The sequence below is a fragment of the Azospirillum sp. B506 genome (assembly GCF_000333595.1).
Lineage (GTDB): Bacteria > Pseudomonadota > Alphaproteobacteria > Azospirillales > Azospirillaceae > Azospirillum.
Window position 1 is genome coordinate 1 of the sequence record NZ_BADK01000716.1, and the last position, 4,473, is coordinate 4,473.

General features: G+C 68.3%; 4 protein-coding genes and 1 pseudogene. All 5 read left to right on the top strand.

Annotation, left to right across the window (positions count from 1 at the left end; genetic code table 11):
* A pseudogene (locus I71_RS21430) lies at positions 1 to 438 on the top strand (LysR family transcriptional regulator); the annotation flags it as partial.
* Between the two features lie 127 nt (positions 439 to 565).
* Positions 566 to 1,378 (top strand): ABC transporter permease subunit, encoded by an 813-nt coding sequence (locus I71_RS21435; RefSeq protein ID WP_042697872.1) that lies wholly within the window; start codon positions 566 to 568, stop codon positions 1,376 to 1,378.
* 6 nt (positions 1,379 to 1,384) lie between these two features.
* The gene (locus I71_RS21440) at positions 1,385 to 2,230 is read left to right on the top strand and encodes an ABC transporter ATP-binding protein (protein WP_042697875.1); all 846 of its coding nucleotides are present in this window, start codon (positions 1,385 to 1,387) and stop codon (positions 2,228 to 2,230) included.
* Between the two features lie 29 nt (positions 2,231 to 2,259).
* Positions 2,260 to 3,282 carry an ABC transporter substrate-binding protein gene (locus tag I71_RS21445; RefSeq protein ID WP_083897297.1) on the top strand — a complete coding sequence of 341 codons (1,023 nt, stop codon included), beginning with the start codon at positions 2,260 to 2,262 and terminating at the stop codon, positions 3,280 to 3,282.
* 62 nt (positions 3,283 to 3,344) lie between these two features.
* The coding region (locus tag I71_RS21450) for an LLM class flavin-dependent oxidoreductase (RefSeq protein WP_042697878.1) at positions 3,345 to 4,473 on the top strand (1,129 nt) is incomplete at its 3' end.

Genomic DNA, 4,473 nt, shown 5'->3' on the forward strand with positions numbered 1-4,473 from the left:
CTCCCCCGACCGGTGCGGGACTACAGTGCGGCAATTCTGGCCCATCTGCCNGTGGCATGGGTGGCGGCCGACCGCTCCAGGCCCACCCTCGACACCCCTCTGCCGCTGGCGCTGCTCGACGCACCGTGCATGTTCCGCCAGCACGGCATCGAGCGGCTGGACGGCGGTGGGCGTCCCTGGCGGATCACCTTCACCAGCCCCAGCCTGTCCGGCCTGTGGGCGGCGGTGGAGGCCGGGTTGGGCATCACCATCCGCACGCCTCTCGGTCTGCCCGACACGCTGGAAATTCTCGATCCCCATATCGGCCTGCCGGAATTGGGATCGGTCCCGCTGGAGCTGCACCGCGCGCCTTCCGCCGCGAACCCGGCGGTCGACCGTCTGCATCTGATCCTTGCCGACTCCCTGGCTGCGATCCTGCATGACGCGCAGACAAGATAAACACTAATTTCTTGTTACTTAAATTTTTCTCAACAGTGATGTTTGTGTTTTTCGTTTTTCCTATTCACGCAATAGAGATAGGCTTTCTCCCGTAGCCATTGCAACCGAACGGCTTGGTGGAGGGATCATGACGGCAGCCACAGCAACCCAAAGGACGGGACGCCGAACCCGCCCCTGGAGGCTTCCGGCCGGCCTGCGCCGTTGCGCCGTGCCGCTGGCGCTGCTGGTGCTTTGGCAGGCGAGCGTCGGGTTGGGTTGGATTTCCACCCGTTCCATCCCCTCGCCCAGCCAGATTCTGACCGCCTTCTGGGACCTGACGGTCAGCGGCGAACTGGCGGTGCATCTGCTGGTCTCGCTCGGCCGCGTCAGCGCCGGACTCGCCATCGGCATATCGGCCGGCACCGTCTGCGCCCTGATCGCCGGCCTGTCGCGGCGGGGAGAGGATGCGCTCGATGCCCTGCTGCAAATGCTGCGCACCCTGCCCCATCTGGCGCTGGTGCCACTGTTCATCCTGTGGTTCGGCATCGGCGAAACACCGAAGATCGCGCTCGTCGCGCTCGGCACCGCCTTCCCGATCTACCTGAACCTGTTCGCCGGCATCCGCACCGTCGACGCCAAGGTGGTGGAGGCGGTTTCCACCCTCGGCCTGACAAGGGGAGAGATGATCGCCCAGGTCATCCTGCCGGGCGCCCTGCCCGCCTTCCTGACCGGGCTGCGCTACGCACTCGGTGTCGCCTGGCTCAGCCTGGTGGTGGGGGAGCAGATCAATGCCTCCAGCGGCATCGGCTACCTGGCGATGACGGCGCGGGAATTCCTGCGCACCGACGTGATCGTCGTCGCCCTGATCGTCTACGCCATCCTCGGCCTGCTCGCCGACCTGATCGTCCGCTTCATCGAACGCTCGGCTCTGGTCTGGCGTCCGGCCTTCATCAAGGAGTGACCCTCCATGAGCCACGCCCTTTCCCAGTCCACCGCCTCCCAGTCCATCATCGGCAAGCCTGTCGTCAGCGTCCGCGGCCTCGTCCGCAACTTCGGCGCCGGCAATGTGCTGGACGGGTTGTCGCTCGACCTCCAGCCGGGTTCCTTCACCGCTCTGCTCGGCCGCTCCGGCTGCGGCAAGTCGACGCTGCTGCGCACGCTGGCCCGGCTGGATCCGGCGCCGGAAGGCACCGTACACCTCCCCGACGAACGTGCCGTGGTGTTCCAGGAGCCGCGGCTGGTGCCCTGGATGCGGGTGCTGCGCAACGTCACGCTGGGTCTGCGCCACTCCGATGCCGAGGCCCGCGGCCTTGCGGCCTTGGAGGAGGTCGGGCTGTCCCACCGCGCCTGTGCCTGGCCGCTGACCCTGTCCGGTGGCGAGGCGCAACGGGCGGCACTGGCCCGCGCCCTGGTTCGTGAACCGCGCCTGCTTCTGCTGGACGAGCCCTTTGCTGCGCTCGATGCCCTGACCCGGATGCGCATGCAGGGTCTGGTGGAGACGCTGTGGCGCAGCCATGCGCCGGCCGTCCTGCTGGTGACCCATGACGTGGACGAGGCGTTGCTGCTGGCCGACCGCGCCATGGTGATGGCGAACGGCAGGATCGCCGCCGACATCCCGATCCCGCTGGCCCGCCCGCGCCGCCACGGCGATCCCGGCTTCATCGCGCTGCGCTCCCGCCTGCTGGCTGAGCTGGGCGTCGACGAGGAGCATCTGGCCACGCGGGAACCCCAACGCACCGAGGGCAGGGCATCCGCCGCGAAGCCCGGTGGCTACGGCCTGCCCGCCGGTGCCGCCGCCGCACCCAGCCTTTAAAGACACGAACGCTGACGGACCCGCCCACCATGACGACCGACGCCATCCGCCTCCCCTCCGTTTCCTTCGGCCGCCGCGGCCTGTTGCGCGGTACTGCCGGGGCCTGTGGCGCCCTGGCGCTCGGCGGCCTTTCTTCCCTGGCGCAGGCCGCGTCCGGCCCCACCACCGAGACCGTCCTGCGCATCGCTGACTACAAGGCGCTGGACGGCCTTGCTCTGGAGGCATCGGGCAACGCGCAATCCGCCTACCGGTCGCAGTTCGCCGAATTCGCGTCGGGCAACCTGATCGTCGAAGCGATCAACGCCGGATCCATCGATGTCGGGTCGAGCAGCGAAATCCCGCCCGCCTTCGGCATCGCCGCCGGCGCCCGGCTGTCCATCGTCGCCGTCGTCAAGGACGATGTGAACTGGCAGGTGGTGCTGGTGCCGCCGGGCAGCCCGATCCGGTCGGTCGCCGACCTGAAGGGCAAGCGTGTCGGCTATGTCCGCGCCACCACCACGCAATATTACCTCGCCAAGATGCTCGGCGAAGCCGGCCTTCGCTTTCCGGACATCCAGGCGATCAGCCTGACCCCGTCGGAAGGACAGGCCGCCTTCGACCAGGGAGCGCTCGATGCCTGGGCGATCTACGGCTATTCGGTGCCCTTCGCCATCAAGAAGGGCGCGCGTGTCCTCGTCACCTCCAACGGCTACCTGTCGGGCAACTACCTGTATCTCGCCTCGCCCGACGCGCTGGCCGATCCGGGCAAGTCCGCCGCCATCGGCGATTATTTCCTGCGGCTGCGCCGCGCCTTCGCCTGGCGCGCCGCCAACCTGGAACGCTGGGCCCGGGTCCATTCCGCCGCCATCGGCGTGCCGCTGGAAACCGACCTGGAAATCCTGCGCAGGAACTCCCGCCAACGCGATCTGGCACCGATCGGGGATGCCGATATCGCCTCGGCCCAGAATGTCGCCGACACCTTTCACCAGCTCGGCGTGCTGCCCAAGCACATCGACATCGCCCCGGCCTTCGACCGGCGCTTCAACGACATCCTGTCGCGTCCGCTCAGCTGACCCCTGCCGGCCAGTTCACGACGCCCTGAACCCTCGCCAGCCATAAAAAAGGGACCACCGCCATGACCGCCGCTCATAATTCCTCCTCCCACAGCACCTCGGCCCACCCGCTCCGCTTCGTCGGCTTTGTCGGCAACCACAATGCGTCGGAGATCATCCCGCGCCAGGGTCCGGTGGTGGACCGCGACTATATCGAGACGGTCGCCAAGGCCCATGAGCTGGGCGGGTTCGAGTCCGTGCTCCAGGCCTTCCACGCCGACGCCCCCGACAGCCTGCAGGTCAGCCAGCACATCACCAGCGTCACCGACCGGCTGGGCGTGCTGATCGCCCACCGCCCCGGCTTCCAGGCGCCGACCATCCTGGCCCGCCAGCTCGCCACGCTCGACCAGCTGAGCCGCGGCCGCGTCGCCATCAACGTCATCACCGGTGCCGAGCGCAGTGAGCTTGCCCGCGACGGCAACACGGTGGACGACAAGGACGACCGTTACGCCCGCACGTCGGAATTCCTCGACATCGTCCGCGCCGAATGGACCAGCGACAAGCCCTTCGACTATCAGGGCCGCTTCTATCAGGTCGAAAAAGCCTTCTCGCAGGTCAAGCCCTTCAACCCGTCGGGCATTCCGGTGTGGATTGCCGGCGCATCCGCAGCCGCCGTCGATGTGGCGGGGCGCCATGCCGACACCTATGCGGTCTGGGGCGAGACCCACGATCAGGTGCGCGAGTTGCTGGCCCGCGTGCGTGCCGCCGTCGCCAAGGCGGGCCGTCCGCAGCCGGCCTTCAGCCTGTCACTGCGCCCGATCCTCGCCGACACCGAGGACGCCGCCTGGGCCAAGGCCGAAGCCATCTACGAGAAGGCCAAGGCGTTGCTGGAGAAGACCGGATTCACCCGCGGCGACCTGCCGAACAATGAGGGCGCCCGCCGCCTGCTCGCCGTCGCGGACAAGGGCCACCGCCACGACAAGCGCCTTTGGACCGCCATTGCCTCCCTGACCGGGGCGAAGGGCAACTCCACCTCGCTGGTCGGCACCCCGGATCAGGTGGCCGACGCCCTGCTCGACTATTACGACCTCGGCGTTACCACCTTCCTGATCCGCGGCTTCGACCCGCTGCCCGACGCCATCGCCTACGGCCGCGACCTGCTGCCGCGCGTCCGCCAGCTGGTGGCCGAACGCCAGCGCGCCCAGGCCTCGC

What these genes read in the sequence shown, in the direction of transcription:
- I71_RS21435 (WP_042697872.1), top strand. Translation starts at nt 566, where the DNA reads ATGACGGCAGCCACAGCAACCCAAAGGACGGGACGCCGAACCCGCCCC.
- I71_RS21440 (WP_042697875.1), top strand. Translation starts at nt 1,385, where the DNA reads ATGAGCCACGCCCTTTCCCAGTCCACCGCCTCCCAGTCCATCATCGGC.
- I71_RS21445 (WP_083897297.1), top strand. Translation starts at nt 2,260, where the DNA reads ATGACGACCGACGCCATCCGCCTCCCCTCCGTTTCCTTCGGCCGCCGC.